Here is a 25,933-nt window from a genome sequence, read left to right on the forward strand (position 1 = left end):
GGCGTGCGCACTCGCAAACTATGCACCTAATCCTGTGGCCGGCACAGCCAGTGCAGGTAGCGGCCCAGGCCGGCGAACGCGGGATGTCGACGGTATTGCAGTTCCATCTCCACCAGGTCCAGCGGCTCGGCCTTGTGCTGGAACTCCACCGGCATGTAGTCGTGGAACACCCGCACGCCGCTGCGTGCCTCGATGCGCCAGTGACCGTCCATGGCGGCTTCCAGCGTGCGCGGGTCGAGCGGCTCCTGCGGGGTCAGGCTCTGGCCTTCGCCGGAGAAGCGATTCTTGCGCAGCTTGCGGAAGTGGCCCTTGAGCAGGTTGCGGTAGATCAGCGCGTCGCGGTTGTAGAAGGCCAGCGACAGCCAGCCGTCGCTGCGAGTCAGCTGGTGCAGCACCGGAAGGATCGCCAGCGGTTCGGCCAGCCATTCCAGCACGGCGTGGCAGATCACCAGGTCGTAGGGTTCGTTGAGCTGGCCGAGCAGGTCCTGCCAGGGCGCCTCGATGAAGGTGGCGGAGAGGCCCGCTTCGGCGAAGCGCTGGCGGGCGCCTTCGAGCATCGGTGCGGCCGGTTCGGCGAGGGTGACGTCATGGCCGCGCCCGGCCAGCCAGAGGGACATGTGGCCCAAGCCTGCGCCGATATCCAGCACGCGCAGCGGGCGATCCGGCAGCGCCTCGGCGAGATCGGCCTGCAGCACGGCGAGGCGGATCGCGCCCTTGGCGCCGCCGTAGATCTTCTCGGCGAAGCGCGTCGCCAGTTCGTCGAAGTGGCGGTCGCCGGTCTTGGGAGGCTGGCTCACTTGGCGCCCCCTTCGATGAAGCGCCGCTCGCTGTCGGCCAGCTTGGCGCGCACCGCCTGCTCCATGTCGATGCCCAGCTCGGCGCACAGCAGCAGGAGGTAGAGCACGATGTCGCCGACTTCCTGCCCGGCGTGGGCGAGCGTTTCCGGCGGCAGCTGGCGGGATTCGTCCTCGCGCAGCCACTGGAAGATTTCCACCAGCTCGGCCATTTCCACGCTGGCGGCCATGGCCAGGTTCTTCGGGCTGTGGAAGCGGCTCCAGTCGTTATGGTCGCGGATGGCGTGCAGGCGCGCGGTGAGTTCTTCGAGGTTCATGCGTCATGGGGCTCCTGGGGAGCCCCATAGCTTCAAGCTTCAAGCCTCAAGCTTCAAGCATCGAGAGGGCTCCAGCTGCCGGCCATGTGCGGCAGGTCGTCCTTGCCGCGCAGGCTGAACTGCCCGGACGGCGCCGGCTCGCTGGCCAGCAGGTTGACCGAGGAGGGCAGCAGCACCGGCTTCTGGAAGCGCACTTCGACCCGATAGCCGGCCGACGGCAGTTGCTCGCCTAGCGCCGCCAGACTGCGCGCCTTGTTCCACAGACCGTGGGCGATGGCGCGGGGGAAACCGAACAGCCTGGCGCTGGCCGCGGACAGGTGGATCGGGTTGTAGTCGCCGGCGACGCGGGCATAGCGGCGGCCAATGTCCGCCGGGCAGCTCCAGGCGTCGATCTGCTCCAGCGGCAGCTCGGTCACGTCCTCGCGTGACGGTGGCGTGCCGTCCAGGCGCATGCCACGGAACAGGATGCGGCTGTCGCCTTCCCAGAGCAGGCCGAGCTGGTCGTGCAACTGGGTGATGATGCTGAAGGTCACACCCTTCTCGTGGGGCTGCAGGTTGTCCACCCGCACGCTGACGTTGAACGGCCCGAGCCCGCCCAGCGGGCGCAACACGCTGATACGGTTTTCCAGGTGCACCAGGCCCAGCAGCGGGAAGGGGAAGCGGGCGTCGGTGAGCAAGCCCATCTGCAGGCCGAAGGCGAGGACGTGCGGGTAGGTGGGCGGCAGCAGGTGGTTGTCGGGGAAGCCGCAGACCTTGCGATAGCGCTCAAGATGCTTCGGATCGACCGTCACCGGGCAGCGCAAGCCGCGGGTCGGCAGGCTGCGGCCGCGCACACCACGGCGCAGGGCGGCGCGGACGAACAGGCCGGTAAGGGCAGGGGGAGCGGACAGATCGAGCCAATCGCGGGGCATTGGGTATCTCCTGAGATGCATTCAGTCAGCTTAGCCAGTGCGTACAGGCGGGCATTGGCCGTGGTTTCGCGATGCGCGGCAGGCAAGTCAATCTGACCGTCCGATTGCTCGGAGATTTCGTTCAATGGCCTTCCTGATTCTCTTGAGGGGCGATGGGAAAGCTGCCTAAGATGGGCCCGCCCCATGGATAACTAGAAAAAACACCATGCGTGATCTGACCGACGATGTGGCGCTGATGCGCCCGGTGATCGACGCCCTGCGCGCCAGCGGCACCGACCCCGACCGAGTATTGGCGCGCGTCGGCCTGCCCGCCGGCAGCCTGCCCGCCGGACGCTTTCCCCACAGCGCACAGAACCTGTTCTGGAAGGCCGCCGCGGAAGAATGCGGTCAGGAGCACGTCGGTCTCTATCTGGCCGGCCACCTGCCGGCATTCCACGGCCTGCTGCTGGAATACCTGTTCCTCTCCAGTTCGACCTTTGGCGAAGGCCTGCGCCACGCACTGCGCTACGTGCGCCTGCTCTCCGACACCCTCAATGCGCGCCTGGAAATCGAAGGCGAGCGTGCCGTGCTGCTGCTCGGCCATGCGGCCGGAACCAACCGGCACTTCCCGGAAATGCTCGCCGGCGCCGTGGTTCGCCTGTTCCACGCCCTTACCGAAGGCGATTTCAGGCCCCATCAGGTGCAGCTGATGCACGAAGCCGGTGCTCCCGCCGAGCGCTACCTGGATGTTTACGGTTGCCCGGCGGTGCTGGGCGCCGAGCGCTACGCCCTGGTGTTCGACGCCGCCGTGCTGGACAAGCCCTCGCGCCATGCCGCCCCGGAATTGCTGCGCATGCACGAGTCGCTGGCGCGCCGGCAGCTGGCCGAGGTCGAACGCCTGGACCTGGTGCGCAAGGTGCGCGAGCTGATCGGCGTGCTGCTGGTGGATGGCGGCGCGACCCTCGAACAGGTTGCCGCCCGCCTGGATATGCCCGCTCGCCGCCTGCGCGAGCGCCTGGCCATGGCCGGAGTACGCTTCAACGACCTGGTCACCGACTACCGCTGCCGGCTGGCCAAGGACCTGCTGCTCAAGACCGACGAGCGCATCGAGGTGATTGTCGAGCGCACCGGCTTCTCCGAGCCGAGCACCTTCTACCGCGCCTTCAAGCGCTGGGTTGGCGAGACCCCAGTGGAGTTCCGCCGTCGCGGCCGGCCGCAGACGCCGGCGGAGTGATCGAACCTCTTCGAGTGGCGTGCTGAGTAGGCTTGGCGCGCTTTTCCACCCGAGGATTTCCCGATGCAACGCCGAATTCGTAACGCCCTGCTGTGTGGCGCCGTGCTCCTGGGCAGCCAGCAGGCACTGGCCAGCCAGACGAGCGAAACGGCCTTCTCCCGCCTGGACCGCGATGCCGACGGCTTCATCGAGGCCAGCGACATGGCGGCGATGCGCGAACGCATGTTCCGCCGGCTGGACCGTGACACCGATGGTTTCCTCAGCCGCCAGGAGCTCACCCCGCCGAGCCAGAGCAGCAATCCTTCGCCCAATGCCGTGGTCTGGCCGGACAGCGATGGCGACGGGAAGGTCAGCCCGGCCGAGTTCATGGCCCAGGAGCCCGCGCTGATCCTGCGCGGTGATCGCGATGGTGACCGTCGATTGAGTGCGGAGGAGTTTCAGCAGTTGATTGCGGCGCGGGGGCGGTAGGTTCGACCCGCGGGGCAGCCTGTAGGAGCGCCCCATGGGCGCGAATCGCGGGCGTGGCCCGCTCCTACAAGAGCGGGGCGTACGGTTGCGCGCCCCTTGCGATCACGCCCCCAACAAACTCTGCCCACACACCCGCAGCACTTGCCCGCTCACCGCGCCGGACCCCGGCTGGGCGAACCAGGCCACGGCTTCGGCCACGTCCTGCGGCAGGCCGCCCTGACCCATGGAGTTCATGCGTCGGCCGGCCTCGCGGATGGTCAGCGGGATGGCAGCGGTCATCTGGGTCTCGATGAAGCCCGGCGCCACTGCGTTGATGCTGATGCCCTTCTTGCCCAGCACCGGCGCCCAGGCCTGCGCCAGGCCGATCAGGCCGGCCTTGCTCACCGCATAGTTGGTCTGGCCCATGTTGCCGGCGATGCCGCTGATGGAGGCGAGCAGCACCACGCGGCCGTCGTCGTGCAGCTTGTTCGCGTCCAGCAGCGCCTGGGTCAGTACCTGCGGAGCCTTGAGGTTCACGTCGATCACCGAGTTCCAGAAGGCTTCGCTCATCTTGGCGACGGTCTTGTCGCGGGTGATGCCAGCGTTGTGCACCAGGATGTCGACGCCATCGGGCAGCGCTTCCACCAGTTGCGCGCCGGCATCGGCGGCGCAGATGTCCAGCGCAACGCCCCGGCCGCCCAGACGAGCGGCCAGCGCATCGAGCGCGTCCTTGGCGGGCGGCACGTCCAGCAGCACCACCTCGGCGCCGTCACGGGCGAGGGTCTCGGCGATGGCGGCGCCGATGCCGCGGGCAGCGCCGGTCACCAGTGCGCGCTTGCCCACCAGCGGGCGGCTCCAGTCCTGCACCTGCTTGTCATACGCGGCCAGGCGCACGACCTGCCCGGACACATAGGCGCTCTTGGGCGAGAGGAAGAAGCGCAGCGCGCCTTCGAGCTGGTCCTCGGCGCCCTTGCCGACATACACCAGCTGCACGTTGCCGCCGCGGCGGATCTCCTTGCCCAGGGAGCGGCTGAAACCTTCCAGGCTGCGCTGCACGCTGGCGGCGACGGGGTCTTTCAGGGACTCCGGTGCGCGGCCGAGGATCACCACGTGCGGGCATTTATCCAGGCCCTTGAGCGCGCCCTGGAAGAAGGTGCGCAGCTCGATCGTCTGCTCGAAGCGCGTCAGGCCGCTGGCGTCGAAGACGATGGCCTTGAGCTTCGGCCCATGCTCGGCGGTCCAGCGCGGCAGGCCGTACTGGCCTTCGGCGAAGGCGAACACCGCATCGGTCAGGCGCTCGGAAAATGACAGCACGGCTTCGTTCAGGCCCCCTTCGCCGCCGAGCAGCAGTGCTCCGTCCACCGGCCGCGTGCGCCCGGCGCTCCAGCGCTCCAGGCGGACCGGCGCGGGCAGGCCGAGGGCTCCGACCAGGCGGCGGCCGACGTTGGAGTTGGCGAAGGCGATGTAGCGATCGGTCATGGAACGGGCTCCTGCACGGGTTCTCAAAGTGCTGACCACTCTACGCAGCCGCCGGTTCTGCGCAATTGACCGCGCTGACCTGCGCAACGGCGGGGCGGCCAATGCGACACAAGCGGCTAAGGTTAGCCTTGAGCGCACTTCAACGCTCATTCTCAGGAGCCCTGCATGACCCAATTGCGCCGGGTCGCCATCGTTGGCGGCAACCGAATTCCCTTCGCCCGCTCCAACACCGTGTATGCCACGGCGAGCAACCAGGAGATGCTGACCTCCGCGCTGGACGGCCTGATCGAGCGCTACAAGCTGCACGGCGAACGCCTGGGCGAGGTGGTCGCCGGTGCGGTGCTCAAGCATTCCCGCGACTTCAACCTGACCCGCGAGTGCGTGCTCGGCACCCGCCTGGCGCCGGAGACCCCGGCCTACGACATCCAGCAGGCCTGCGGCACGGGCCTGGAAGCGGCCATCCTGGTGGCCAACAAGATTGCCCTCGGGCAGATCGAGTGCGGCATCGCCGGCGGCGTGGACACCACCTCCGACGCGCCCATCGGCGTCAACGAAGGGCTGCGCAAGATCCTGCTGGAGGCCAATCGCGGCAAGTCCAACGGCGAAAAGATCAGGAGCCTGCTGAAGATTCGCCCGCGCCACCTGATGCCGCACATCCCGAAGAACGGCGAGCCGCGCACCGGGCTGTCCATGGGCGAGCACTGCGAGCAGATGGCGCAGACCTGGGCCATCCCCCGCGACGAGCAGGACAAGCTGGCCTTCGAGAGCCACCACAAGTTGGCCGCCGCCTATGACGAAGGCTGGCAGAACGACCTGATGACGCCGTTCCGTGGCCTGGTGCGCGACCAGAACCTGCGCCCGGACATCAACCTGGAGAAGATCGGCACCCTGCGCCCGGTATTCGAAAAGGGCCCGCGCGGCACCCTGACGGCGGCCAACTCCACGCCGCTGACCGACGGCGCCTCCGTGGTGCTGCTGGCCAGCGAGGAATGGGCGAAGGCGCGCGGCCTGCCGATCCTGGCGTACTTCAAGGACGGCGAGGCGGCGGCGGTGGATTTCGTCGGTGGCCACGAGGGGCTGCTGATGGCGCCGGTCTACGCGGTGCCGCGCCTGCTGGCGCGCAATGGCCTGACCCTGCAGGACTTCGACTACTACGAAATCCACGAAGCCTTCGCCGCCCAGGTGCTCTGTACCCTCAAGGCCTGGGAGGACGCGGAGTACTGCAAGACGCGCCTGGGCCTCGACGCGCCGCTGGGTTCCATCGACCGCAGCAAACTCAATGTGAAGGGCAGTTCGCTGGCTGCGGGACACCCGTTCGCCGCCACTGGCGGCCGCATCGTCGCCAACCTGGCCAAGCTGCTGGACGCGGCCGGGAAGGGGCGCGGGCTGATCTCGATTTGCGCGGCAGGCGGTCAAGGTGTGACCGCGATCGTGGAAAAGTAATCCAATACATCGGGGCGGCCATTGGCGGCCCCACGATGTAGCAACTCCGTGACTTCAGGCGGCACCGCGCAAGCGGCGCCGCCTTTTTTATCCGCGTGCCGGGCGAGCATTACCTGTAGGAGCGAGCTTGCTCGCGAACCACCCCCGCCTCGGTGCCGGCCGGTGTTCGCGAGCAAGCTCGCTCCTACCAATACCGGTGAGCGCCGAGCACCCTTGTAGAAGCCCCCCATGCGCGCGATCGCGGGCATGGCCCGCTCCTACAATTGAGACCGTCGCTCGGGGCTGGGCGCAATTTCCTTCTAGAAACCCACCTCAACCGCCCTGCAACATTCCCGGATGGATGCGCGCCGTGAACGGCGTGGACAGCACCAGCGAGGTCTTGCTGGTACCGAACTGCGCCAGGCGGTCGATCAGCTCTTCCAGTTCCTGGGTGCAGCTCACCGCGACCTTGAGCATTACGCAGGCTTCGCCGGTGATGCGGTAGCAGTCGATGATCTGCGGAATCTCCATCAGCGGGTCGAGCATGCTCTTGCTGCGATGGTCGTTCAGGCGCATCTCGATCAGGCACTGGATCGAGCGGCCCATCTTCGACAGGTCTACGCTGGCGTGGTAGCCGGTGATCACCCCGTCCGCCTCCAGGCGGGCGACGCGGTCGGCCACCGCTGGAGGGGAGAGGTTGATGCGCCGGGCCAGCTCGGCGAAGGACATCCGGCCGTCCTCCAGCAGGGCGGCGAGCAGCGCGCGGTCGTATTTGTCCATGGGGGGTAACCTCGGGTTTTTCGACGAAATTTGATTCAACGGAAAGTCACCGGAAAATCCGTCGAATGAAAAGTGTTATGCCTGCTTTAGCGTCGTCTGTGCCTTATAAGGCACAGACGACCCTCATAAAATGAAGCGCTCTGCCTGTCTTGTCGAGCGCTTCCCATGACCACGATCACCATGCCCAGAGCCCGCGTCTCCCTGACCCTGATCGCCGCGTTCTTCGCCCTGTATTTCATCTGGGGCTCGACCTACCTGGTGATCCGTATCGGCGTCGAGTCCTGGCCGCCGATGCTGATGGCGGGCTGCCGCTTCATCATCGCCGGGGCGATCCTGTTCGCCTGGATGCTCTGGCGCGGCGCGCCGTTACCGACCCTCAGGCAGTGCCTGTCGGCAGGCGCCATCGGTGTCCTGCTGCTCAGCTGCGGCAACGGCGGGGTGACGGTGGCCGAGCACTGGGGCGTGGCCTCGGGCGTGGCGGCGCTGGCGGTGGCCACGGTGCCGCTGTTCACCCTGGTGTTCGGGCGCTTCTTCGGCAACAAGACCACTGCGCTGGAATGGGCCGGTATTGCCCTGGGCCTGTTCGGTATCGTGCTGCTCAATCTCGGTTCCAACCTGCAGGGCAGCCCGGCGGGTGCGGCGCTGATCATTTTCGCGGCGGCCACCTGGGCCTTTGGCTCGGTGTGGAGCCGTCGCCTGGATCTGCCCAGCGGTGCCATGGCCAGCGCGGTGGAAATGCTGGTGGGCGGCGGCGTGCTGCTGCTGGGCAGCTTCCTCAGCGGCGAACGCATGGAGCAGATGCCTACGGCTGCCGGTTGGGGCGCGCTGGCCTACCTGGTGGTGTTCGGCTCGATCATCGCCTTCAGCGCCTACATGTACCTGCTGGCCAACGTGCGCCCGGCGGCGGCCACCAGCTATGCCTACGTCAACCCGGCGGTGGCGGTGATGCTGGGCGTGGTGTTCGCCGGCGAGCACATCGGCCTGGCCGAGTCCCTGGCGATGGCCGTGATCATCAGCGCCGTGGTGCTGATCGGCTTGCCGCAGTGGCGGCGCTAGGACGCGGCATGAGCTAAGCCCGAAAGGTTATTTCGCGCCGCCCGGCGACTTCGCTAGGGTATGAAACGGCCTCCACAGGGAGGCCGTTTTTCCTTTCTCAGTACACCCGCGCGCCATACGCCCAGGCCACTGACCGACTTCTTCGATGAGGTGTGCATGAACCTGGCGGCGACCGCTTCCCTTCCCGATCTTCCCTCTGCCCGCTGGAGCCGCGCGTTGCGCGCGTCCGGCCTGCTCGACCTGTCGGTGCCGCGCGAATACGGCGGGCGTGGCGCCGGCTGGGAGGAGGTGCTGCAGACCCTGCGTGACCTCTCCGAGCGCGACGGCACCCTGGCCCGCCTGTTCGCCGTGCATCACCTGCAACTGGCCAGCGTCTTGTTGCTGGGCAGCCGCGAGCAGCGCGAACGCCTGCTGCCGCTGAGCGTGGAGCGCGACTGGCTGTGGGGCGAGGCGGTGGATCACCAGGAGCGCCGCCTGCTGGCACGGGAGCACCGGCGCGGTGGTTTCCTGTTGCAGGGTGGCCGTCACGATTGCTTCGGCGCCGAAGCGGCCGACTGGCTGCTGATCTCGGCCTGGCACGCTCCCAGCGAAGGCCTGCTGATCGCCGCGCTGCCGGCCAATCGCGATGGATTGGATCGCTTCGAGCCCAATGGAGGCGGGCTGCTGCGCTGCCATGAAGTGCGCCTGCATCCCGAGGACATCCTGCTGCCGCCGGGGCTGCCCTGGACGCCCCGTGCGCAACTGCGTGGCAGCCTGGCGGCGCTGCTTCAGGCGAATATCGCCCTGGGCCTGGCCATGCAGGCGTGCGACGCGCTGCCGGCACGGGTGGCGGTGGGTGGATTGCGGCGTCTGCTGGGGCTGGGGCTGCGACTGTCCGAGCAGTCCGCCGTGGCGTTCGAGGCGGCCCTGGCGACGGAAAACGGTTTGACCTTCACCCGTAGCGCCGCGCTGGCGACCCTGGTGGCGGAGACCGCCGCCGTGGCGCAACAGGCGGTCGAAGTCGGACTGCGGGAGGAGGGTGTGCATGCGCGTTTGCTCGCCGGCGCGACCTGAGATGCCTCACATCGGGCGCTCATAAGTTAAGAACCAAATATTATTTATTACGAGTTTTTTATACCGTTAATCTAGTTTCTACCGGAGCACCGGACAAGGTTTCAAAAGCAGGTTTCAACCCATCGAATCCCGTCCCGTGGTCCGTCCCTCTCTGGAGGCCGGCACCGCCGTTACCCAGAGGAAACACCATGAACAAACCTCGTTTCGTACGCCGTGCCCTGGCCGGCGTCGCTGTTGCGGCCGCGCTGTTCTCCCAGAGCGCCGCCTTCGCCGACATCGTCCTCGGCTACCAGACCGGCATCGACCCGACCAAGGTTCCGCAAGCCGATGGCACCTATGAAAAGGCTATCGGCGAGAAGCTCGACTGGCGCCGTTTCAACAGCGGCGCGGAAGTGGTCGCCGCCATCGCCTCGGGCGACGTGCAGCTGGGCAACCTCGGTTCCAGCCCGCTGGCCGCCGCCACCTCGCGCGGCCTGCCGATTGTCGCCTTCATCGTTTCCGCACAGATCAACTCGGCCGAGGCCCTGGTGGTGCGCAACGGCAGCAAGATCGAGAAGCCTGAGGACCTGGTCGGCAAGACCATCGCCACGCCGTTCGTGTCCACCTCGCACTACAGCCTGCTGGGCGCGCTCAAGCACTGGAAGATCGACCCCGCCAAGGTGAAGATCGTCAACCTCAACCCCACCGAGATCGCCGCCGCCTGGCGCCGTGGCGACATCGATGGCGCCTTCGTCTGGTCGCCTGCCCTGGGCGAGATCAAGAAGTCCGGCAAGGTGCTGACCGACGCCGCCGAAGTCGGCCAGTGGGGCGCACCGACCTTCGAGGTCTGGGTGGCCCGCAAGGACTTCGCCGAGAAGCATCCGGACGTCATCGCCAAGTTCGCCAAGGTGAGCCTGGATTCCTTCGCCGACTACAACGCCCACAAGGCGCAGTGGACCGCCGACTCCGAGCAGGCGAAGAAGATCGCCCGCCTGACCGGCGCCGATCCTAAGGACGTGCCCGAGCTGCTGGCCGGCTCCGCCTTCCCCGAATCCCAGGCGCAGCTGTCGTCCGCCCTGCTGGGTGGCGGCACCGCCAAGGACATCGCCGGCACCGCCGAATTCCTGAAAGAGCAGAAGCGCGTGCCGTCGGTGCTCAAGGACTACTCGCCCTATGTCAGCGCGGAATACGTGCGCCAGGCGGAGAGCGTGCAGGTCGGGCAGCGCTGAGGCGTAACGACGGACTCAACCTGTAGGAGCGGGCCACGCCCGCGATTCGCGCGCATGGCGCGCTCCTACAGGGAACCGCTAGGTAATCCTTCTCACCCTACGGAGGGCAGAACATGAGCCGTCTGACGGCCGAGGCGGTCAGCCTCACCTTCCAGCAGAACGGACGCGAGCGCGTCGTCCTGCGGGACCTTTCTCTCAGCCTGGCCAAGGGCGAATCCCTGGTGGTGCTCGGCCCGTCGGGCTGCGGCAAGTCCAGCCTGCTCAACGTGCTGGCGGGCTTCCAGGCGCCGGACGGCGGCCGCGTGCAGATCGACGGCCGCACCCTGAATGGCCCCGGCGGCGAGCGCGGCGTGGTGTTCCAGGACGACGCGCTGATGCCCTGGCTGAGTGCCCTGGACAACGTCGCCCTGGGTCTGCGCATCCGTGGCGTCGGCACTGCCGAGCGCAATGCCCGCGCCCATGAAGTGCTCAAGCTGGTGGGCCTTGGCGAGCACGCGGACTACCGCATCTCGCAGCTCTCCGGTGGCCAGCGGCAGCGCCTGGGCCTGGCCCGCGCGCTGGCGGTAGAGCCGGATTTCCTGCTGCTGGACGAACCCTTCGGCGCCCTCGATGCGCTGACCCGCGAGCGCATGCAGGTACTGACCCTCGACCTGTGGCGCAAGACCGGCAAGGGCCTGTTCCTGATTACCCACAGCGTCGATGAAGCGCTGTTCCTCGCCACCGACCTGGTGGTGATGGACGGCCCGCCGGCGCGCATCGTCAAGCGCCTGCCGCTGGACTTCGCCCGCCGCTACGCCGCTGGCGAGCCGGTGCGCTCGATCAAGTCCGACCCGGAATTCGCGCGCCTGCGCCAACTGCTGCTGGATGAGTTCCTTGAGGAACCGGAGGCCGAACATGCCCACTGATACCCTCGCCGCCAAACTCCCGGCTGCCGCGCCGATTGCCCGCAGCGTGCCGCGCGATTACCGCCGCTGGGCCGCCGCCGGCAGCGTCACTGGCATCTTCCTGCTCTGGTGGCTGGCCACGCACCTGGGTTGGGTCGACACGCTGTTCCTGCCCGCGCCGGAGCAATTGGTGGAGGCCTTCCAGCGTCTGCTCGCCGAAGGCTACGTCGACGCCTCGCTGTGGCAGCACATCGGCACCAGCCTGCTGCGCGTGCTGCTGGCGCTGGGCGCGGCAGTGCTGACGGCCATTCCGCTGGGCATCCTGATGGGCCTCAACCCGCTGGTGGGGGCCGCCTTCGATCCGCTGGTGGAGTTCTACCGCCCGGTGCCGCCGCTGGCGTACCTGCCGCTGATCGTCATCTGGTTCGGCATCGGCGAGTTGTCCAAGGTGCTGCTGATCTACCTCGCGCTGTTCGCGCCGCTGCTGATCGCCACTGCCGCCGGCGTGCGCCGCGTGGACAAGTCGCGCATCCAGGCCGTGCGCTGCCTGGGCGCGAACCGCTGGCAGGTGGTGCGCCACGTGATCCTGCCCAGTGCGTTGCCGGAAGTCCTCACCGGCCTGCGCATCGCCTTGGGCGTGGGCTGGTCGACCCTGGTCGCCGCCGAGCTGATCGCCGCCAACCGTGGGCTGGGCTTCATGGTGCAGTCCGCCGCGCAGTTCCTCGCCACCGACGTGGTGGTGCTGGGGATTCTGCTGATCGCGGCCATCGCGCTGAGCTTCGAGCTGGGCCTGCGCTGGTTGCAGAAGCGCTTCGCTTCCTGGGAATAACACACCGATCCGACGCCCTCGCCAGGCAGGCGAGGGCAGGGGAGAGAACGCCTCTTCCCGTGAACCTCACGAGAGAACACGAACATGACCACCCTGAGCATCGAACCCATCAGCCCGGCACTGGGCGCCATCGTTTCCGGCGTGCGCCTGGCCGACCCGCTGGACGACGCGGCGCAGCGCCAGATCGAGCAGGCCCTGCTCAATCATCAAGTGCTGTTCTTCCGCGACCAGCCGCTGACGCCGACCCAGCAGGCGAACTTCGCCGCGCGCTTCGGTGATCTGCACATCCACCCGATCTACCCCAGCTCGCCGGAGCAGCGCGAAGTCATCGTCCTCGACACCGCCGTCACCGACGTGCGCGACAACGCCATCTGGCACACCGACGTGACCTTCCTCGAAACTCCGGCGCTCGGCGCCGTGCTGGCCGCCAAGCAGTTGCCGCCCTACGGTGGCGACACCCTGTGGGCCAGCGGCATCGCTGCGTTCGAGGCGCTGTCCAAGCCGCTGCAGCAATTGCTCGACGGCCTCACCGCGACCCACGACATCAGCAAGTCCTTCCCCCAGGAACGCTTCGGCGCCACCGACGCGGACCTCGCACGGCTGGAGGAGGCGCGCAGGAAGAACCCGCCGCGCAGCCATCCGGTAATCCGCACGCACCCGGTCACCGGGCGCAAGGCACTGTTCGTCAGCGACGGCTTCACCACCCGCATCAACGAGCTGGAGCCGGCGGAAAGCCGCGCCATCCTCGACCTGCTGTTCGCCCACTTCGCCCGCCCGGAATTCACCGTGCGCTGGCGCTGGAAGGAGAACGACGTGGCCTTCTGGGACAACCGCGTGACCCAGCACTACGCGGTGGACGATTACCGCCCGCAGCGCCGGGTGATGCACCGCGCGACGATTCTGGGGGACAAACCGTTCTGAGGATTACTTGTAGGAGCGAGCTTGCTCGCGAACGGGTTCACCGATGAAAGCTGCGTTATGCGGTTCGCGAGCAAGCTCGCTCCTACAGGTCCTGCTTTGCCTGGGAATTTCCCTTCATCCCCGTGACTTGCGGCAACAAAGCCGCACCGCAGACCGCATTGGTCGCCATTCTGGGTCGCAGTGACAGGCTCACTGTCCTACGCTTTGGCAGTTTCGCTTCATAAAGAGATTGCCTACATGCAAGAAAGGATTCCCGACGAGTCCAACCTCGCCGAGCTTACGGTTCGCGGCCTGATCCTCGGCGCGCTGATCACCGTGGTGTTCACCGCTTCCAACGTCTACCTCGGCCTCAAGGTTGGCCTGACCTTCGCGTCGTCGATCCCCGCGGCGGTCATCTCCATGGCCGTGCTGCGCTACTTCTCCGGCTCCAACATCCTCGAGAACAACATGGTGCAGACCCAGGCCTCGGCGGCCGGCACCCTTTCCTCGATCATCTTCATCCTCCCGGGCCTGCTGATGATCGGCTACTGGAGCGGCTTCCCGTTCTGGCAGACCGGGGCCATCTGCTCCATCGGCGGCATCCTCGGCGTGCTCTACACCATTCCGCTGCGCCGGGTGATGGTGGTGCAAAGCAACCTGCCCTATCCCGAAGGCGTGGCGGCGGCGGAGATCCTCCGCGTCGGCAGCCATGACGAGGAAGAAGAGAAGGCCGGCAAGCCTGCGAAAACCGGTGGCCCTGGGCTGCGCGACATCCTCGCCGGCGGCGTGATCGCCGCCGCGTTCAGCCTGCTCAGCAGCGGCTTCAAGGTGCTCGCCGAAGGCTTCAGTTTCTGGCTTACCGCCGGGCAGGCGGCATTCCGCCTGTCCACCGGCTTCTCCCTGGCGCTGGTTGGCGCCGGTTACCTGATGGGTATCACCGCCGGTATCGCCATCCTGATCGGCGTGGTCATCGCCTGGGGCGTGGCGGTACCGCTGCTCTCGGTGAACAGCGCGCTGGTCGCAGGGCAGAGCCTGCCGGAGCTGGCCACCAAACTGTGGAGCAGCCAGGTGCGCTTCCTGGGCGCCGGCACTATCGGTATCGCCGCGCTGTGGACCCTGGCCACCCTTTTCAAGCCCATGGTGCAGGGCGTCTGGTCGTCGCTGAGCGCCGTGCGTGGGCGCGGTGAAGTGAGCGACCTGCGCACCGAGCAGGACCTGTCGGCGAAGTGGATCGTCGCCATCGCCGGCGTTCTGCTGGTGGCGCTGTTCGCGGTGTTCTCCGTCTTCCTCGGCGAGGCCGCGCCGGACCTGCACGGCTTCGGCTTCTGGGGCCTGGTGGCGGTCTGCGTGATCTTCGCCTTCTTCTTCGGCTTCCTGATCGCCGCCGCCTGCGGCTACATGGCCGGCCTGGTGGGCTCGTCGAGCAGCCCGATCTCCGGCATCGGCATCATCGCGGTGATCCTGGTGTCGCTGCTGATCCTTGGCGTCGGTTCGCTGGAAGACGGCTTCCTGGCGATGGAAGGCGGCAAGCTGGCCATCGCCCTGGCGCTGTTCACCACCTCGGTGGTGATCGCCATCGCGGCCATCTCCAACGACAACCTGCAGGACCTCAAGACCGGCTACCTGGTCGGCGCGACCCCGTGGCGCCAGCAGGTGGCGCTGATCGTCGGCTGCCTGGTGGGCGCCCTGGTGATTCCGCCGGTGCTGGAGCTGCTGTTCAACGCCTACGGCTTCACCGGCGCGCTGCCGCGCGAGGGCATGGACCCGAACGCCGCGCTGGCCGCACCGCAGGCGACGCTGATGACGGCGATTGCCAGCGGGATTTTCCACAACGCGCTGAACTGGAACATGATCCTCATCGGCGTGGCGCTGGGCATCGCGCTGATCCTGGTGGACGTACTGCTGCGCCGCACCGGCAAGGCCAGCCTGCCGGTGCTCGCCGTCGGCCTGGGCATCTACCTGCCGCCCACCATCGGCATGACCCTGGTGGTTGGTGCGGTACTTGCCTGGCTGCTGGAAAACGCGCTGAAGAAACGCGCCCAGGCGGCTGGCGTCAGCGAGGAGAAATTCTCCGACGAGCCCAAGCGCCGTGGCGTGCTGCTGGCCTCGGGCCTGATCGTCGGCGAGAGCCTGATGGGCATCCTGCTCGCGGCCATCATCGGCACCACCGGCAAGGACGCCCCGCTGGCGCTGGTCGGCGGCTCCTTCGAAGACACCGCGCAGTGGTTGGGCCTGGTGGTGTTCGTCGCCATTTGCGTGATGTTCTACCGCAAGGTGCTGAGCGGCACGCGTGGCTGATCCTCCGCCATGATGCGAAAAAGGCGCCTGCGGGCGCCTTTTTCATTTTTGGCAGTGTTCCGATCAGCAGCACATGGGGGCTGATCGCGGACGGAGTCCGCTCCTACGAGAGCCGGTCAGGTCCAATGTAGGAGCCGCATCCGTCCGCGATGCCCTGGCTCACCGCACCAGATGCAGGAACTGCAGGTGCCGCTCGTACTGGTCGAGCATGTCGTTGATGATCTGTTCCTTGCTGTAGCCCATCAGGTCGTAGTCCTGGCTTCCCTCGGACAGGTGCACCTCGGCGCGGAAGTAGCGGCGGTTCTTCAGGTGCAGGCCGCCCATGCCGGCGCGGGCGAAGGACGGCGTGAAGTAGCCGCGCATTGATACCTGGTAGAGGAACGGATGCTGCTCGCCGTGGCCGATCTCGACGCCCAACTCCAGGTTGCCCAGGTCGAGGTCGGAATCCACCTGCAGGCCCTTCTCGCGGAACACTTCCGAGACCTCGGCAATCGCCGGGCTGACCACGTCGCTCATGAAGCGGTACACCTCGTCGCGAGTGGGGAAGTGCACGGCCTGGGAAATGCGCCGCTTCCAGCCGCCGGTCTCTGTCGAGGGCGGCGGCGCCAGGGAGTGGGTACGCGCGCGCTGGCGCTGGGATTCGAGGTAGAAGGCCTTGTGCAGCCCCCACATCATCAGCAGCAGGATCAGCGAGAAGGGCAGTGAGGTCAGTACTACCGCCGACTTGAGCGCATCGATGCTGCCGGCGAACAGCAGGCCGCCGGTGACCAAGGCGGTGACGACGCCCCAGAACACCCGCAGCCATTTCGGGCCGTCATCGTCGGCGCTGCCGCCGTGGGCGGAGAGGGTGGACAGCACCACGGTGCCGGAGTCGGCCGAGGTGACGAAGAACACGAAGCTCACCAGCACGGTGACGGCGGTCACGGCCTTGCTGCCGGGGTAGTTCTGCAGCAACTGGTAGAGCGCCATCGAGGGCTCCTCGACGGCGACCCGGCCCAGTTCGCTGAAGCCGTGGTTGAGCACCTGGTCCAGGGCGCTGTTACCGAAGATCGACATCCACGCCAGGGTGAAGCCCAGCGGGATGAACAGCACGCCGAAGACGAATTCGCGGATGGTCCGCCCGCGCGAGATGCGCGCGATGAACAGGCCGACGAAGGGCGCCCAGGCGATCCACCAGGCCCAGTAGAACACCGTCCAGCCGCCCAGCCAGTCGCTGCCTTCGTGACCGTAGGCGTAGAGGTCGAAGCTCTTGGTCGGCAGGGCGCCGAGATAGTCGCCGATGTTCTGCACCAGGGTGTTGAGCAGGTGCTGGGTGGGGCCGGCGAACAGCACGAAGAGCAGCAGCGCGCAGGCCAGCAGCATGTTGATGTCCGACAGCAGGCGGATGCCCTTGTCGACGCCGGACACCGCCACCAGGATCGCCGCGCCCATCATCAGCACGATCAGCGTCATCTGCACCGGATGGCTGTGGGCGATGCCGAACAGGTAGTCCAGCCCGGCATTGAGTTGCAGTACGCCGAAGCCCATGTCCGCGCCCAGGCCGAACACCGTGGCGATGATGCCGAAGCAGTCCACCGCGTAGCCGATGGGGCCGTTGATGCGTTTGCCGATCAGCGGGTAGAGCGCCGAGCGCAGGGCCAGCGGCAGGTTGTGGCGGTAGGCGAAGTAGGCCAGCGCCATCGCCACCAGGGCGAACACGCCCCAGCCGTGCAGGCCCCAGTGCAGGAACAGCAGCTGCATGGCCTGGCGCGCCGCTTCCGGGGTGCCGGCTTCGCCTTGCGGCGGTTGGAGGAAATGGGTCAGCGGCTCGGAGACGCAGAAGAAGAACAGGGTGATGCTGATGCCGGCGGCGAACAGCATGCCGGCCCAGGACAGGTAGCTGAATTCCGGCTCGTCGTGGTCGGCACCGAGCTTGATCTTTCCGTAGCCGGAAAGCGCGGTGACCACCACGAAGATCAGGTACAGCGTCATCGCCAGCAGGTAGTACCAGCCGACGGTCCCGGCGGCCCAGGTCTGGGCGGCGAGCAGCCAGTCACCTGCGCGTTGTGGCAGGCCGATGACGAAGAGGACGAAGATCAGGATCAGCGCCGCCGCACCGTAGAAGACCGGCGGGTTCATGCGCATGGAGGGGCTGGGTGTAACGGACGGGGTAGGGGATTGTGGTGCAGTCAAAACGGGCGGGGTCCCTCATGTTTTTCCTTGAACAAGCATTCAATGAAAACACGAGATGGCCTTCCAAGGCCAATTGGCGGGACCGATGGTCCCGCCGCCGGCCCTGTACGAGGGCCGAGCGGAGCGGGTACTGCTTTACTTGCGGCGGGCTTTCTTCGCTTGGCGAATCTCACGGCGTTCCGGGTCGACCTGCGCAGGTACGTTCAGGAAGGCGGTGGCGGCGAAAAAGCTGGCAAGAGCGGCAAAGCTGGTCACGATAGTCTCCAAAGGCTCGGGGAAATTGGGTCCCGACTGCCTGATAGCCATTTTCCCTGATATTTGTGACAAATATAAGTGAATGGTCTTTATGGTTGATATTGATCCGGTCGATGAGTCTGCATTGTTTGGCTTGTGCAGGATAAAATCCTGAAATTGATAGCTTGCTCAGGATTCTCTGCTGTCAGCAATGAGCGGGGCGAATCGTTTCACTGCGACCATTCGTCGCTTTTAGTGAAACGGTTCAGCTCTGCGTCGCGTTCAGCAGGGCTTGCAGCTGCTCGCGGACACCCGGGCGCTGCAGCAGGGCCCGTAAATCCGGCAGGGAAACGTCCGGCAGGTTCAGGTGCTCAGGCCCGATTTCGGTTCCGGGGCTGACCAGCAGGGCGAAGTGGATGACGTTCTCCAGCTCGCGGATGTTGCCCGGCCAGGGGTAGCTTTCCAGAACCCGCTGGGTGTCGCTGGCGATCTGCGGCACCGGCAGTTCCAGGCGCTGTGCGTGCACGCCGAGGAAGTATTCGGCCAGCGGCTGGATATCGCCGATGCGTTCGCGCAGCGGCGGCAGGGTCAGGTTGCCGTCGTGCAGGTACTGCTGCAGCCCTTCGAGGAATTTCCCCGCGCGCACGGCCTGCACCAGGTCGACGCTGGTGGCGGCGACCAGGCGCACGTCCACCGGCACCGGCTCGCGGGCGCCGACGCGCAGCACCTCGCGCTCCTGCAGCACGCGCAGCAGCTTCTGCTGCAGCGACAGCGGCAGGTCGGCGATCTCGTCCAGGTACAGGGTGCCGCCGTTGGCCGAGCCGAACCAGCCGGCGCGGCTGCTCACCGGGCCGTTGTGCGCGCCGGGGGCATAGCCGAACAGCTCGGCCTCGGCGTAGTTGCGGCTCAGGGCGCTGCAGCTCACCGCGACGAACAGGCCGGGGCGCTCGCTGGCGCGGTGGATGTGACGGGCCAGGAGCTCCTTGCCGGTGCCGGTCTCGCCGTGGATCAGCACCGGCTGCGGCAGCGGCGCCAGGCGTTCCACTTCGTCGCGTACCTGGTGCGAGCGCGGGTCGAAGAAAACCAGCGCCTTGGCGCGGATGCTCAGCGGGCTCTTGTCGGCGTCGGGGAAGGTCAGCAGCGGCAGCGGTGCTTGGGGGGCGTTCATGGGTGGTTCTCCTTCTGCTCTACAGCGCATCCAGCGCCTGCAGGAAGTCACTGACGATGTCCTCGCTGTCCTCGATGCCCACCGACACACGGATGGTGCCGTCGTGGATGTCCAGCGCGGTCAGGGCCTCGGCGGACAGCGCGCGGTGCGAGGTCTTGCCGGGGTGGGTGATGCTGCTGGCGACACCGGCCAGCGACGGCGCGAAGGCGGCCAGTTGCAGTGCGCCGATCAACGCGTCGACCTGGTCCAGGCCGCCCTTCAGGGTGAAGCTCAACATGCCCGAGTGGCCCTTGCGGAACAGCCGCTGCGCCAGCTCAAAGTCCGGGTGCGAGGGCAGGCCGGGGTAGTACACGCGCTCGACCTGCGGGTGCGCTTCGAGGGCTTCGGCCAGTGCCTGGGCATTCTGCGAATGGGCCTTCATGCGCAGGGCCAGGGTCTTGGCGCCGCGGAAGTTCAGCCAGCTCTCGAAGGGGCTGGCGCTGCCGCCGGCGTTTATCTGGAAGCGCCGCGCGCTCGCGATCCACTGGGCATCGCCCACCAGTGCGCCGCCCATGGCGTCGCTGTGGCCGTTGAGGTATTTGGTGGTGCTGTGGATCACCAGGTCGGCGCCATCGCGCAGCGGCTGGTAGAGCACCGGCGAGAGGAAGGTGTTGTCCACCAGCAGCTTGAGGCCGCGGCGGTGGGCGAGGTCGGCCAGTGCCGGCACGTTGCTCACGCGCACCAGCGGATTGGAGGCCGTCTCGGTGTAGATCAGCTTGGTAGTGGGCGTGATCGCCGCTTCCACCGCCGCCAGATCGTTGAGGTCGAGCAGGGTGGAGATGATGCCGAAGCGCGTCAGCTCCTTCTCGATCAGGCTCTGGGTGGTGCCGTACAGCTCGCGGCTGGCGATCAGGTGGTCGCCGGCGTTCAGCACGCCCAGGAGTGCTGCGGAAATCGCTGCCATGCCGGAGGCGGAGAACAGCGCGTCCTCGCCACCTTCCAGTTCGCGCAGCAACTCTTCCACGGCGCTGTGGTTGGGGTTGCCGATGCGCGTGTACATGTAGTTGTCGGGGTTGCCCGCGAGGAAGTCGTCGACCTGCTCGAGGGAGTCGTAGACGAACACCGAACTCTGGTAGATCGGCTGGCTCTTGGCGCGGGTCACCATGCGCCGGTCGGCGTCGTGGCCGGCATGTACGGCGCGGGTGGCGGGGCCTTTGGGGGATTCGCTCATGACGAGTACCTCGAAAAGAAAAACGCCGGTGGATGGGGTCACCGGCGTGTGGAGTCTGTTCGGCGGGCCGCATTGCGGCATCACCGACGTGACTCCTAGGCGGGGGCGCGGTCAGCCGCGCCCAGCGTGGGAGTCGATGTGCCCGGCACTCGGCCGGGCGGCGGATCAGAAGGCGGGCACCACGGCGCCGTTGTACTTCTTCTCGATGAAGGTTTTGACCTCAGGGCTGGTCAGCGCGGCCGAGAGTTTCTTCAGGGCGTCGCTGTCCTTGTTGTCCGGACGCGCCACCAGGTAGTTCACGTAGGGCGAGTTGCGGTCTTCGAGGATCAGTGCGTCCTTCACCGGGTTGAGCTTGGCTTCCAGCGCGTAGTTGGTGTTGATCAGGTCCAGGTCGACCTGGTCCAGCACGCGCGGCAGCAGGGCCGATTCCAGTTCCTTGAACTTCAGGTGCTTGGGGTTCTCGGCGATGTCTTTCGGGGTGGCCAGCGCATTGGTCGGGTCTTTCAGCTTGATCACACCGGCCTTCTGCAGCAGGAGCAGGGCGCGGCCGCTGTTGCTGCCTTCGTTGGGGATGGCGACGGTGGCGCCGTCCGGCAGTTGGTCGATGGACTTGTACTTCTTCGAGTAGCCGCCGAAGGGCTCGACATGCACGCCGATCACGGTGACCAGGTCGGTGCCCTTGCCCTTGTTGAAGTTGTCCAGGTACGGCTTGGTCTGGAAGTAGTTGGCGTCCAGACGCTTCTCGGCCACCTGCACGTTGGGCTGTACGTAGTCGGTGAAGACCTTGATTTCCAGGTCCACGCCTTCCTTGGCCAGGGTCGGCTTGATCAGCTCGAGGATCTCGGCGTGGGGGATCGGGGTGGCGGCGATGACCAGCTTCTCGTTGGCGAAGGCGGAGGTGGTGAAGGCAGTGGCGAGGGCGGTCAGAAGCAGCAGCTTTTTCATTGCGATGTCCTTGTGGGGCAGATGACCGCTGGCGTCCGGGCCGGCCGGGATGGGGCCTTCGTACGGGCGGTGGATTTTTTCCGCGGCTCCAGAGGCTGCGGTTGAGGCAGAACTTACCGAGCTTTTTTATTCCAATAAAATATTAATTTTTCATTTTGATATTCGATTTTGTTCATGTGCCGGCTTGGCACTGAGACAACCTGTCGCGCGACACCCCGCCGCGCGGCAACCCACCACGGCGGTGCGCGCCGGTTGGCCGCGTAAGATCGAGTTGCTTCATTGAGCGGCATCAATGCAGATCGCGGTCCATTCTGAATGGGCGGCCAAATGAAGCCGAACCGGCGTCAGACCGGGGACTCGAAACCGAGTGATTAGAAAATACAGACTCACGCAAGAACGCCCTGCGCACGCGCAAGGCACGGTGCCCGGCCACTGGCGTGGCGGGCGTCAGCCTGAAGAGGAATCGTCATGTCCGGATTAGAGGCGCTCGACCTGGCTCGGATCCAGTTCGCCTTTACCGTCTCCTTCCACATCATCTTCCCCGCCATCACCATCGGTCTCGCCAGTTACCTGGCGGTGCTCGAAGGCCTGTGGCTGAAGACCCATGAGGAGGTCTACCGCGACCTCTATCACTTCTGGTCGAAGATCTTCGCCGTCAACTTCGGCATGGGCGTGGTCTCGGGCCTGGTCATGGCCTACCAGTTCGGCACTAACTGGAGCGCCTTCTCGGCTTTCGCCGGGAGCGTCACCGGCCCGCTGCTGACCTATGAAGTGCTCACGGCGTTCTTCCTCGAAGCCGGCTTCCTCGGCGTCATGCTGTTCGGCTGGCACCGCGTCGGTCCGGGCCTGCACTTCTTCGCCACGGTGATGGTGGCCATCGGCACCTTGATCTCCACCTTCTGGATTCTCGCCTCCAACAGCTGGATGCAGACCCCGCAGGGCCACGAGATCGTCAACGGCATCGTGGTGCCGGTGGACTGGCTGGCGATCATCTTCAACCCGTCCTTCCCCTATCGCCTGCTGCACATGGCGATCGCCTCGTTCGTCGCCACCGCCTTCTTCGTCGGCGCCTCGGCGGCCTGGCACCTGCTGCGCGGCCGCGACAACCCGGCGATCCGCAAGATGCTCTCGATGGCCATGTGGATGGCGCTGATCGTCGCGCCGATCCAGGCCATGGTGGGCGACGCCCACGGCCTCAACACGCTCAAGCACCAGCCGGCGAAGATCGCCGCCATCGAGGGCCACTGGGACAACAGCGAAGGCGGCCCGACCCCGCTGGTGCTGGTCGGCTGGCCGGACATGGAGCGCGAGGAAACCCGCTTCAAGATCGAAATCCCGGTACTCGGCAGCCTGATCCTCAATCACAGCCTGACCGAGCCGATCCCGGCGCTGAAGGACTTCCCGAAAGCCGACCGCCCCAACTCCACCATCATCTTCTGGTCGTTCCGCGTCATGGTCGGCCTGGGCATGCTGATGATCCTGGTGGGCCTGTGGAGCGTCTGGCTGCGCCTGCGCAAGCGGCTCTACCAGAACCGCGCCTTCCTCCGCCTGGTGCTGTGGATGGGACCGTCGGGCCTGATCGCCATCCTCGCCGGCTGGTTCACCACCGAGATCGGCCGCCAGCCCTGGGTCGTCTATGGGTTGATGCGCACCTCGGACGCGGTGTCCAACCACAGCGTCGCGCAGATGAGCCTGACCCTGGTGATGTTCGTGCTGGTGTACTTCACCCTGTTCGGCGTGGGCATCGGCTACATGATGCGCCTGGTGCGCAAGGGCCCGGTCACCCATGAAGGCCGCGAGACCAGCCACGGCGGCGCCGGTCAGAAGCGCACTCCCGCGCGGCCGCTGTCGGCTGCCGAGGATGATTTCGACGACGACACCAGCCCGGCAGGGAGGAACTGAGCCATGGGAATCGATCTTCCGCTGATCTGGGCGATCATCATCATCTTCGGGATCATGATGTACGTGGTGATGGACGGCTTCGACCTGGGGATAGGCATGCTCTATCCGTTCTTCAAGGACGAGGGCGACCGCGATGTGATGATGAACACCGTGGCGCCGGTCTGGGACGGTAACGAGACCTGGCTGGTGCTGGGTGGCGCGGCGCTGTTCGGCGCCTTCCCGGTGGCCTATTCGGCCGTGCTCTCGGCGCTCTACCTGCCGCTGATCCTGATGCTGGTGGGGCTGATCTTCCGCGGCGTGGCCTTCGAGTTCCGCTTCAAGGCCAAGCCGGCCAAGCGGCACCTGTGGGACAAGTCGTTCATCGCCGGCTCCCTGGTGGCAACCTTCTTCCAGGGCGTGGCGCTGGGCGCTTTCATCGAAGGCATCCCGGTGGCCAACCGGCAGTTCGCCGGTGGCGCGCTGGACTGGCTGGCACCCTTCCCGCTGTTCTGCGGCCTCGGCCTGGTCGTGGCCTACAGCCTGCTGGGCTGCACCTGGCTGATCATGAAGACCGAAGGCCGCCTGCAGGAACGCATGCATGACCTGGCCAAGCCGCTGGCGCTGGTGCTGCTGGCGGTGATCGGCATCGTCAGCTTGTGGACGCCGCTGGCCCATGAGGAAATCGCCCAGCGCTGGTTCAGCCTGCCCAACCTGATCTGGTTCCTGCCGGTGCCCCTGCTGGTGCTGGTGACCCTCTACAGCCTGCTGCGCTCGGTGGCCAGCAACGACCATGTGAAGCCTTTCGTGCTCACCCTGGTGCTGATCTTCCTGGGCTATAGCGGACTGGGCATCAGCCTGTGGCCGAACATCGTGCCGCCGTCGCTGTCTATCTGGGACGCGGCCGCTCCGCCGCAGAGCCAGGGCTTCATGCTGGTGGGCGCGCTGTTCATCATCCCCTTCATCCTCGGCTACACCGCGTGGAGCTACTACGTGTTCCGCGGCAAGGTGAAACATGGCGATGGCTACCACTAGAGGTGCGCGCGATGACTCATGAAGAGCAGGAGAAAGCACCGCTGCGCAAGCGGCTCGGCTGGCTGGTGCTGATCTGGGCGTTGAGCGTCGCCGGCCTGGGTGTTGCGGCCTGGCTGATGCGCCTGTTCATGAGTGCTGCTGGGCTGGGCACGCCGCACTGACAGATCCCATCCGGGCGCCTCCCATGACGCCCGTTCCCACATCCCTCGCTGGTATTTCCAGCGGGGGATTTTTTTGTCGGGACGGGGCTTTTCGTAGGGCTGAGGGGGCGCCTAGCCCTTGCTCGCGAACCGCACTCTGCCCAGGCTCCGGTTTGCGCTCGAACCCCGTTCGCGGACAGAGTCCGCTACTACGGGGATGCGGCTTTTATAGGAGCGGACTCCGTCCGCGATCAGCCAGGGTTCGCGAGCAAGGGCTAGGCGCCCCCCTCGGTCCTACAAAAGCGGCGGGGCAATCAGTGCAACTTGTCCCGCTTCGCCAGGCTCGGGAACAGTTTCATCCACGCCCCGGTGACGATCAGCGTGCCCACGCCCCCCAGCACCACCGCCGGCACGGTGCCGAACCAGTGGGCGGTGATACCCGACTCGAACTCGCCCAGCTGGTTCGAGGCGCCGATGAACAGACCGTTCACCGCGCTCACCCGGCCGCGCATCTCGTCCGGGGTTTCCAGCTGCACGAAGGCGCCACGGATCACCATGCTGATCATGTCCGCCGCGCCCAGCACCACCAGCACCGCCAGGGAGAACCAGAAGGAGGTCGACAGGCCGAAGGCGATGGTGGTGACACCGAAGATGCCCACAGCGAGGAACATGATCCGCCCCACGTTGCGCTCGATGGGGAAGCGCGCCAGCCAGAACGACATCAGCAGCGCGCCCACTGCCGGTGCCGAGCGCAGCAGGCCCAGGCCCCAGGGGCCGGTGAGCAGGATGTCCTTGGCGAATACCGGCAGCAGCGCGGTGGCGCCGCCCAGCAGTACGGCGAACAGGTCCAGGGAGATGGCGCCGAAGATGTCCGGGCGGCTGCGGATGAAGCGGATACCGGCCAGCAGCGATTCCAGCGTGGCCTTGCCTTGCGCCGCAGGCGCCTGGCGCGAGGGCAGGGTCATGACCAGGGTGCAGGCGATGAAGTACAGCACGGCGGTCGGCGTGTAGACCCAGAACGCGCCGAAGGCATAGAGCAGGCCGCCGAGGGCGGGCGCGGCGATGGTCGCCGCCTGCATGGCCGAGGCGGAGGCGGCCACGGCGCGGGGAAACAGTGCGCTGGGCACGATGTTCGGCAGCAGCGCCTGCGTGGTCGGCATCTCGAAGGCCCGCGCGGTACCCAGCAGGAAGGCCATCACGAAGATCATCTCGCGGGTCACGTTGTCGGTGCTGGCGCCCACCACCAGCGCCACCGCCACCAGGCCCTGGCCGATCTGGCAGAGCGAGGCGATGCGCCGGCGGTCGTAGCGGTCGGCGACGTGGCCGGTATGCAGCATGAAGATCACCCGCGGCAGGAACTCCACCAGCCCCACCAGGCCCAGATCGAGCACGTTGTGGGTAAGTTCGTAAATGTGCCAGCCGATGGCCACGGTGATCATCTGGAAGGCGCTGGCGGTGCAGACGCGGGCGAGCCAGAAGGCGAGGAAGGGGCGATGGCGCAGCAGGGACGTAGCTTCGGCAGGCATGGCGGGGACTATTCGTTAGGCGGCTAAGCAAGAG

At 66.6% G+C, this 25,933-nt stretch carries 23 protein-coding genes; 13 read left to right on the forward strand and 10 right to left on the reverse strand.

All coding sequences use genetic code 11. The annotated features are described in order from the left end of the window. Nucleotides 1-26: 26 nt before the first annotated feature. The 3 genes from ACQ5BL_RS14825 to ACQ5BL_RS14835 are packed head-to-tail and all read right to left on the reverse strand — an operon-like array spanning nt 27 to nt 2,022. Entirely contained in the window at nt 27-797 is a 771-nt protein-coding gene (locus tag ACQ5BL_RS14825) for a methyltransferase domain-containing protein (RefSeq protein WP_243804532.1), read from the reverse strand. Further along, a complete protein-coding gene (locus ACQ5BL_RS14830; RefSeq protein ID WP_207882535.1) occupies nt 794-1,111 on the reverse strand; it encodes a nucleotide pyrophosphohydrolase in 318 nt (105 codons plus the stop codon). The genes ACQ5BL_RS14825 and ACQ5BL_RS14830 overlap by 4 nt, the downstream gene beginning before the upstream one ends. A 53-nt stretch (nt 1,112-1,164) precedes the next feature. After that, complete coding sequence (locus ACQ5BL_RS14835; RefSeq protein WP_243804533.1) at nt 1,165-2,022, reverse strand: MaoC family dehydratase; 858 nt, start codon at nt 2,020-2,022, stop codon at nt 1,165-1,167. Nucleotides 2,023-2,227: 205 nt separating this feature from the next. Here ACQ5BL_RS14835 and ACQ5BL_RS14840 point away from each other — a divergent pair, with 205 nt between their 5' ends. Together ACQ5BL_RS14840 and ACQ5BL_RS14845 are read left to right on the forward strand one after the other, a co-directional pair. After that, a complete protein-coding gene (locus ACQ5BL_RS14840) occupies nt 2,228-3,235 on the forward strand; it encodes an AraC family transcriptional regulator (protein WP_243804534.1) in 1,008 nt (335 codons plus the stop codon). A 63-nt stretch (nt 3,236-3,298) separates the two neighbouring features. Continuing rightward, complete coding sequence (locus tag ACQ5BL_RS14845; RefSeq protein ID WP_243804535.1) at nt 3,299-3,703, forward strand: EF-hand domain-containing protein; 405 nt, start codon at nt 3,299-3,301, stop codon at nt 3,701-3,703. A gap of 102 nt (nt 3,704-3,805) precedes the next feature. On the opposite strand, the gene ACQ5BL_RS14850 is transcribed toward ACQ5BL_RS14845, so the two are convergent. Then, entirely contained in the window at nt 3,806-5,161 is a 1,356-nt protein-coding gene (locus ACQ5BL_RS14850) for a 3-oxoacyl-ACP reductase (RefSeq protein ID WP_243804536.1), read from the reverse strand. Between the two features lie 165 nt (nt 5,162-5,326). Here ACQ5BL_RS14850 and ACQ5BL_RS14855 point away from each other — a divergent pair, with 165 nt between their 5' ends. Then, nucleotides 5,327-6,604, forward strand: coding sequence for an acetyl-CoA C-acetyltransferase (locus ACQ5BL_RS14855; RefSeq protein ID WP_243804537.1), 1,278 nt, complete (start codon nt 5,327-5,329; stop codon nt 6,602-6,604). A gap of 312 nt (nt 6,605-6,916) precedes the next feature. Here the strand turns inward: ACQ5BL_RS14855 and ACQ5BL_RS14860 are convergent, their stop codons facing one another. After that, nucleotides 6,917-7,363: an Lrp/AsnC family transcriptional regulator gene (locus ACQ5BL_RS14860; protein WP_207882547.1), complete on the reverse strand. Its 447-nt coding sequence runs from the start codon at nt 7,361-7,363 to the stop codon at nt 6,917-6,919. Nucleotides 7,364-7,543: 180 nt separating this feature from the next. On the opposite strand from ACQ5BL_RS14860, the gene yedA reads away from it, so the two are divergent. From yedA to ACQ5BL_RS14895, 7 genes are all read left to right on the forward strand, one after another. Beyond that, nucleotides 7,544-8,419 (forward strand): drug/metabolite exporter YedA, encoded by an 876-nt coding sequence (gene yedA, locus ACQ5BL_RS14865; protein ID WP_243804672.1) that lies wholly within the window; start codon nt 7,544-7,546, stop codon nt 8,417-8,419. Between the two features lie 60 nt (nt 8,420-8,479). Then, complete coding sequence (locus ACQ5BL_RS14870) at nt 8,480-9,472, forward strand: acyl-CoA dehydrogenase family protein (RefSeq protein WP_279577150.1); 993 nt, start codon at nt 8,480-8,482, stop codon at nt 9,470-9,472. A 188-nt stretch (nt 9,473-9,660) separates the two neighbouring features. After that, on the forward strand, nt 9,661-10,680 hold the full coding sequence (tauA, locus tag ACQ5BL_RS14875; protein ID WP_207882551.1) for a taurine ABC transporter substrate-binding protein: 1,020 nt from the start codon (nt 9,661-9,663) through the stop codon (nt 10,678-10,680). Between the two features lie 113 nt (nt 10,681-10,793). After that, nucleotides 10,794-11,585, forward strand: coding sequence for a taurine ABC transporter ATP-binding protein (locus tag ACQ5BL_RS14880; RefSeq protein WP_243804539.1), 792 nt, complete (start codon nt 10,794-10,796; stop codon nt 11,583-11,585). Further along, nucleotides 11,575-12,393 carry an ABC transporter permease subunit gene (locus ACQ5BL_RS14885; RefSeq protein ID WP_243804540.1) on the forward strand — a complete coding sequence of 273 codons (819 nt, stop codon included), beginning with the start codon at nt 11,575-11,577 and terminating at the stop codon, nt 12,391-12,393. The genes ACQ5BL_RS14880 and ACQ5BL_RS14885 overlap by 11 nt, the downstream gene beginning before the upstream one ends. Before the next feature lie 84 nt (nt 12,394-12,477). Continuing rightward, nucleotides 12,478-13,314 carry a taurine dioxygenase gene (gene tauD / locus ACQ5BL_RS14890; RefSeq protein WP_243804541.1) on the forward strand — a complete coding sequence of 279 codons (837 nt, stop codon included), beginning with the start codon at nt 12,478-12,480 and terminating at the stop codon, nt 13,312-13,314. A gap of 237 nt (nt 13,315-13,551) precedes the next feature. Continuing rightward, nucleotides 13,552-15,591, forward strand: coding sequence for an OPT family oligopeptide transporter (locus ACQ5BL_RS14895; protein ID WP_243804542.1), 2,040 nt, complete (start codon nt 13,552-13,554; stop codon nt 15,589-15,591). 159 nt (nt 15,592-15,750) lie between these two features. On the opposite strand, the gene betT is transcribed toward ACQ5BL_RS14895, so the two are convergent. The 4 genes from betT to ACQ5BL_RS14915 all read right to left on the reverse strand — a co-directional run bounded on the left by betT (nt 15,751) and on the right by ACQ5BL_RS14915 (nt 21,320). Continuing rightward, nucleotides 15,751-17,709 (reverse strand): choline BCCT transporter BetT, encoded by a 1,959-nt coding sequence (betT, locus tag ACQ5BL_RS14900; RefSeq protein WP_243804674.1) that lies wholly within the window; start codon nt 17,707-17,709, stop codon nt 15,751-15,753. A gap of 553 nt (nt 17,710-18,262) precedes the next feature. Next, complete coding sequence (locus tag ACQ5BL_RS14905) at nt 18,263-19,165, reverse strand: sigma 54-interacting transcriptional regulator (protein WP_243804543.1); 903 nt, start codon at nt 19,163-19,165, stop codon at nt 18,263-18,265. A gap of 19 nt (nt 19,166-19,184) precedes the next feature. Then, nucleotides 19,185-20,375, reverse strand: a complete 1,191-nt coding sequence (locus ACQ5BL_RS14910; RefSeq protein ID WP_243804544.1) for a trans-sulfuration enzyme family protein — start codon at nt 20,373-20,375, stop codon at nt 19,185-19,187. Between the two features lie 165 nt (nt 20,376-20,540). After that, nucleotides 20,541-21,320, reverse strand: coding sequence for a MetQ/NlpA family ABC transporter substrate-binding protein (locus ACQ5BL_RS14915; protein WP_243804545.1), 780 nt, complete (start codon nt 21,318-21,320; stop codon nt 20,541-20,543). 468 nt (nt 21,321-21,788) lie between these two features. Between ACQ5BL_RS14915 and ACQ5BL_RS14920 the strand changes: the two genes are divergently transcribed. From ACQ5BL_RS14920 to ACQ5BL_RS14930, 3 genes are read left to right on the forward strand one after another with little or no spacing between them, the layout of a single operon-like run. Then, nucleotides 21,789-23,222, forward strand: coding sequence for a cytochrome ubiquinol oxidase subunit I (locus ACQ5BL_RS14920; protein WP_243804546.1), 1,434 nt, complete (start codon nt 21,789-21,791; stop codon nt 23,220-23,222). Nucleotides 23,223-23,225: 3 nt separating this feature from the next. Then, nucleotides 23,226-24,233, forward strand: a complete 1,008-nt coding sequence (gene cydB, locus ACQ5BL_RS14925; protein ID WP_243804547.1) for a cytochrome d ubiquinol oxidase subunit II — start codon at nt 23,226-23,228, stop codon at nt 24,231-24,233. Nucleotides 24,234-24,244: 11 nt separating this feature from the next. Continuing rightward, complete coding sequence (locus tag ACQ5BL_RS14930; RefSeq protein ID WP_037007166.1) at nt 24,245-24,394, forward strand: DUF2474 domain-containing protein; 150 nt, start codon at nt 24,245-24,247, stop codon at nt 24,392-24,394. A 293-nt stretch (nt 24,395-24,687) separates the two neighbouring features. On the opposite strand, the gene ACQ5BL_RS14935 is transcribed toward ACQ5BL_RS14930, so the two are convergent. Further along, nucleotides 24,688-25,899, reverse strand: a complete 1,212-nt coding sequence (locus tag ACQ5BL_RS14935; RefSeq protein WP_243804548.1) for an MFS transporter — start codon at nt 25,897-25,899, stop codon at nt 24,688-24,690. Nucleotides 25,900-25,933 lie beyond the last annotated feature (34 nt).

Source organism: Pseudomonas sp. B1-22 (assembly GCF_050474425.1).
Lineage (GTDB): Bacteria > Pseudomonadota > Gammaproteobacteria > Pseudomonadales > Pseudomonadaceae > Pseudomonas.

What these genes read in the sequence shown, in the direction of transcription:
- betT (WP_243804674.1), bottom strand. Translation starts at nt 17,709, where the DNA reads ATGAACCCGCCGGTCTTCTACGGTGCGGCGGCGCTGATCCTGATCTTC.
- ACQ5BL_RS14915 (WP_243804545.1), bottom strand. Translation starts at nt 21,320, where the DNA reads ATGAAAAAGCTGCTGCTTCTGACCGCCCTCGCCACTGCCTTCACCACC.
- ACQ5BL_RS14910 (WP_243804544.1), bottom strand. Translation starts at nt 20,375, where the DNA reads ATGAGCGAATCCCCCAAAGGCCCCGCCACCCGCGCCGTACATGCCGGC.
- ACQ5BL_RS14860 (WP_207882547.1), bottom strand. Translation starts at nt 7,363, where the DNA reads ATGGACAAATACGACCGCGCGCTGCTCGCCGCCCTGCTGGAGGACGGC.
- ACQ5BL_RS14930 (WP_037007166.1), top strand. Translation starts at nt 24,245, where the DNA reads ATGACTCATGAAGAGCAGGAGAAAGCACCGCTGCGCAAGCGGCTCGGC.
- ACQ5BL_RS14935 (WP_243804548.1), bottom strand. Translation starts at nt 25,899, where the DNA reads ATGCCTGCCGAAGCTACGTCCCTGCTGCGCCATCGCCCCTTCCTCGCC.
- ACQ5BL_RS14885 (WP_243804540.1), top strand. Translation starts at nt 11,575, where the DNA reads ATGCCCACTGATACCCTCGCCGCCAAACTCCCGGCTGCCGCGCCGATT.
- ACQ5BL_RS14920 (WP_243804546.1), top strand. Translation starts at nt 21,789, where the DNA reads ATGTCCGGATTAGAGGCGCTCGACCTGGCTCGGATCCAGTTCGCCTTT.
- ACQ5BL_RS14870 (WP_279577150.1), top strand. Translation starts at nt 8,480, where the DNA reads ATGAAACGGCCTCCACAGGGAGGCCGTTTTTCCTTTCTCAGTACACCC.
- ACQ5BL_RS14830 (WP_207882535.1), bottom strand. Translation starts at nt 1,111, where the DNA reads ATGAACCTCGAAGAACTCACCGCGCGCCTGCACGCCATCCGCGACCAT.
- ACQ5BL_RS14835 (WP_243804533.1), bottom strand. Translation starts at nt 2,022, where the DNA reads ATGCCCCGCGATTGGCTCGATCTGTCCGCTCCCCCTGCCCTTACCGGC.
- cydB (WP_243804547.1), top strand. Translation starts at nt 23,226, where the DNA reads ATGGGAATCGATCTTCCGCTGATCTGGGCGATCATCATCATCTTCGGG.
- ACQ5BL_RS14895 (WP_243804542.1), top strand. Translation starts at nt 13,552, where the DNA reads ATGCAAGAAAGGATTCCCGACGAGTCCAACCTCGCCGAGCTTACGGTT.
- tauA (WP_207882551.1), top strand. Translation starts at nt 9,661, where the DNA reads ATGAACAAACCTCGTTTCGTACGCCGTGCCCTGGCCGGCGTCGCTGTT.
- ACQ5BL_RS14850 (WP_243804536.1), bottom strand. Translation starts at nt 5,161, where the DNA reads ATGACCGATCGCTACATCGCCTTCGCCAACTCCAACGTCGGCCGCCGC.
- ACQ5BL_RS14845 (WP_243804535.1), top strand. Translation starts at nt 3,299, where the DNA reads ATGCAACGCCGAATTCGTAACGCCCTGCTGTGTGGCGCCGTGCTCCTG.
- ACQ5BL_RS14840 (WP_243804534.1), top strand. Translation starts at nt 2,228, where the DNA reads ATGCGTGATCTGACCGACGATGTGGCGCTGATGCGCCCGGTGATCGAC.
- ACQ5BL_RS14855 (WP_243804537.1), top strand. Translation starts at nt 5,327, where the DNA reads ATGACCCAATTGCGCCGGGTCGCCATCGTTGGCGGCAACCGAATTCCC.
- ACQ5BL_RS14905 (WP_243804543.1), bottom strand. Translation starts at nt 19,165, where the DNA reads ATGAACGCCCCCCAAGCACCGCTGCCGCTGCTGACCTTCCCCGACGCC.
- tauD (WP_243804541.1), top strand. Translation starts at nt 12,478, where the DNA reads ATGACCACCCTGAGCATCGAACCCATCAGCCCGGCACTGGGCGCCATC.
- ACQ5BL_RS14880 (WP_243804539.1), top strand. Translation starts at nt 10,794, where the DNA reads ATGAGCCGTCTGACGGCCGAGGCGGTCAGCCTCACCTTCCAGCAGAAC.
- yedA (WP_243804672.1), top strand. Translation starts at nt 7,544, where the DNA reads ATGCCCAGAGCCCGCGTCTCCCTGACCCTGATCGCCGCGTTCTTCGCC.